This is a genomic window from Corynebacterium sp. HMSC055A01 (assembly GCF_001809405.1).
Classification (GTDB): domain Bacteria; phylum Actinomycetota; class Actinomycetes; order Mycobacteriales; family Mycobacteriaceae; genus Corynebacterium; species Corynebacterium hesseae.
In genome coordinates, this window is sequence record NZ_KV797539.1 from 1 (window position 1) to 2,853 (window position 2,853).

The window sequence follows — 2,853 nt, forward strand, 5'->3', positions numbered from 1 at the left end:
CCGCTACGCACCCCGAAACCGGAAGAGCCCGTTTAGTCTTCACCGTTACGGCGTGCCCACCAAAAAGATAGCCATCATCGAATTCCACGCTGAGGTGTCCGCGTTGGGGGACCTCAACGGCAACGGGCGTGAGTTTGGCGTATACGTCGCCAGCCGTGAGCTCAGGTGCCGGGGCGTTGGCGCCTTCAGACAGGGCGACGTCATGGCGCCAGCGGTTCGCAGCTCGAAGAGCTCTTTTGGCGGCAAAGCGCCGGGCCTCATCAATGAACTCGGCGCTGAGGACCTTATTGATAACGGTGAGGGGTGCCTTGAATTTTCGGCCTAGGTTCGTGCTCTCCGCGAGGAGAAGCTCCTCCCCTTCGTACCAGATGCTGAAATCAACTCCGAGCTCTTCTGCCCTACCGTCGAACGTGTTCGTACTGCGATCGAGCACCAACGGACCGAACTTGGAATCAAGCTCTACCGGAACGGCAATCCGAGCGAGGAGTTGCTCCATTGCCTCGTCTTCCACATCTGGGAGGATCTCCCAGATATCGACATAGTGTGCTTTGCTCCTCTCGTGGAAGTGGTGGCTGCCCCGAGCATGAATCACCGTGAAAGACTCAAGCTCTGCAACTTCGCGCGGATCCCACAGCGTCTTTCCCGCGACTGTCTGGAAGAGCTGCGGATAGCGCACGCCGACGTCACCAGTAATCAGCTCGCCCCCGGGCAGCATCTTTAAGGCGACTCCAGGCATGTTCATGAGCTGAATATGCGTCTTGTCCTCAGCGTAGGGATCATCGCTCACCCACTTCTTCGGCACATCTGCCACAACGAAGAGAAACTCTGCCTCCTCGCAGCGCAAGATAGAGCTGACGACGTCATTGTCCGAGAATTCACGGTAGAGGGAAAGCATGCCGCAATAGTACATCTGTGATAAGACCGTGCAGCGCTGCATGGCGTAGTCTGAGGAGGTTGACGTCGAGTAGAAGGGCGAAAAGCCGATGGCAGAAACGATTGAGCAGGCCACCGAAATTGTTGAGGAGTGGCTCAAGCAAGAAGACGCCATCGACCCCCAAAAGGCTCCTCGGCTCCAAGAGCTCTTAGCTCGCGTTCCACGTCAAGAGCTCATCGCGATTGTGGAGCGCCAGAATGCTCTCCGCGCCGCATTGGCGTTAAGGCTGCTGCCGCGTGAAAAATCTATCGCGGTCTTCGATGCGCTTGATGCCAAACACCAAGCGGACATCATTGACGAGTTGGGCAACGCCGATGTCTACGAATTCTTCGACGAGCTGGATCCCGAAGACCGCGTGGCCCTGCTGGACGAGCTTCCTGCGGAAATTGCGGATCGCCTCCTCCGTTCGCTAACTCAGACTCAGCGCGATGTGACCGGAGTGATTCTTGGTTACACGAAGGGCTCCGTCGGCCGCCGTATGTCGCCGGAGGTCCCCAATATCCACCCGGAAATGAGCATGGAAGATGCCCTGCGCACCCTCCGCGACAACGCCGATGAGCTGGAAACCATCTATACCGTTCCTGTGACGCGTAAGGACCGGCGTCTGGTGGGCGTCGTCAGCCTGCGCGAGCTCTTCACGGCTGAACGCGGCATTCTCATTGAGGACATCATGAACGAGCCGGTGTATGCATACGCGACTGCCGACGCCGAAGAGACCGTCCGCTGGTTCTTGCCCCTCGACATGCTGGCGCTGCCGATTGTGGATGATTCGCACCGCCTCGTTGGCCTTCTTACCTGGGACGATGCCACCGACATTATGGAGGAAGCGGACAGCGAGGACTCGGCTCGTTCCGGTGGTACGGAAGCGCTCCAGCAGCCGTACTTGTCGACGCCCCTTCTCAAGCTCGTCCGCTCCCGTATTCTCTGGCTGCTCGTGCTCGCTGTGTCAGCGCTGTTGACTGTGCGGGTTCTCGATTCTTTCGAAGACACCTTGGCCAAGGCAGTTGTATTGTCTCTGTTCATCCCTCTGCTCACCGGCACGGGCGGCAATACAGGAAATCAGGCAGCAACGACCGTCACACGAGCGCTCGCGCTTGGCGACGTCCGCACACGCGACCTCTTGGCAGTCATGTGGCGGGAATTGCGCGTCGGAATGTTGCTGGGCGCTGTGCTGGGGCTGGCCGGGCTTGTCTTGGCGACGGTCATCTATGGCCTAGATATCGGCCTCGTCATCGGCTCCACCCTGTTTCTCATTTGTTCGATGTCCGCGACGGTAGGCGGACTCATGCCCATTGTGGCTAAAACTGTTGGCGCGGACCCTGCGGTCTTCTCTAACCCATTCATCTCCACCTTCTGTGATGCAACGGGCTTGATCGTCTACTTCTTCATTGCGAAGTCTGTCTTGGGAATCTAACTGGATACAGAAGGGTGTCCGCCAAGCCGTACAACGCCTGCTACATGACGAATAAGCCCGCGCCCCAATCTTTGGTGCGAATTGACAGCCACTAACCGCCCTGAGCGCCCGCGCACAATCCTTCGCTTATCCCGCAAGCAGTCCAATTGCAAGGTTAATAGCAGCGTGCAATATCGCGCATTCAATGACGCTTCCCGAGCGGTATCGCACCACTCCCAGGATCCACCCGCAGAGAAACTGAACCGGAAGTATGGGCCACAACTGCGCATCGAAGCTCAACAACATCAAATGAGGCAGAAGAAAAACTCCCGCTTGGAGCGTGTTACCACCCCAGAACCCCCAGGATCGAAGAAGTAAGCCGCCAACAAATCCTCGGAAAAACACTTCCTCGCCTATAGCCCTGAAAATGACAGCAAGGCTTACCCCTTGAGACAGAACCACCCCCGGTATGGCCAGACTAGCCGACGACACCACATGAAGCGTCCTGGGTTTAGTTCCTACCTCA

General features: G+C 57.6%; 3 protein-coding genes. 1 reads left to right on the plus strand and 2 read right to left on the minus strand.

Features of this window, described 5'->3' with window-relative positions:
- Nucleotides 1–895: DUF2262 domain-containing protein (locus tag HMPREF2604_RS02870; RefSeq protein ID WP_246818362.1), on the minus strand; the 895-nt coding region annotated here is incomplete at its 3' end.
- An 88-nt stretch (nt 896–983) separates the two neighbouring features.
- Here HMPREF2604_RS02870 and mgtE point away from each other — a divergent pair.
- Nucleotides 984–2,348, plus strand: a complete 1,365-nt coding sequence (gene mgtE, locus HMPREF2604_RS02875) for a magnesium transporter (RefSeq protein ID WP_070530090.1) — start codon at nt 984–986, stop codon at nt 2,346–2,348.
- Between the two features lie 126 nt (nt 2,349–2,474).
- Here mgtE and HMPREF2604_RS14475 read toward each other — a convergent pair whose 3' ends face one another.
- Nucleotides 2,475–2,822, minus strand: coding sequence for a CPBP family intramembrane glutamic endopeptidase (locus tag HMPREF2604_RS14475; RefSeq protein WP_070563098.1), 348 nt, complete (start codon nt 2,820–2,822; stop codon nt 2,475–2,477).
- Nucleotides 2,823–2,853 lie beyond the last annotated feature (31 nt).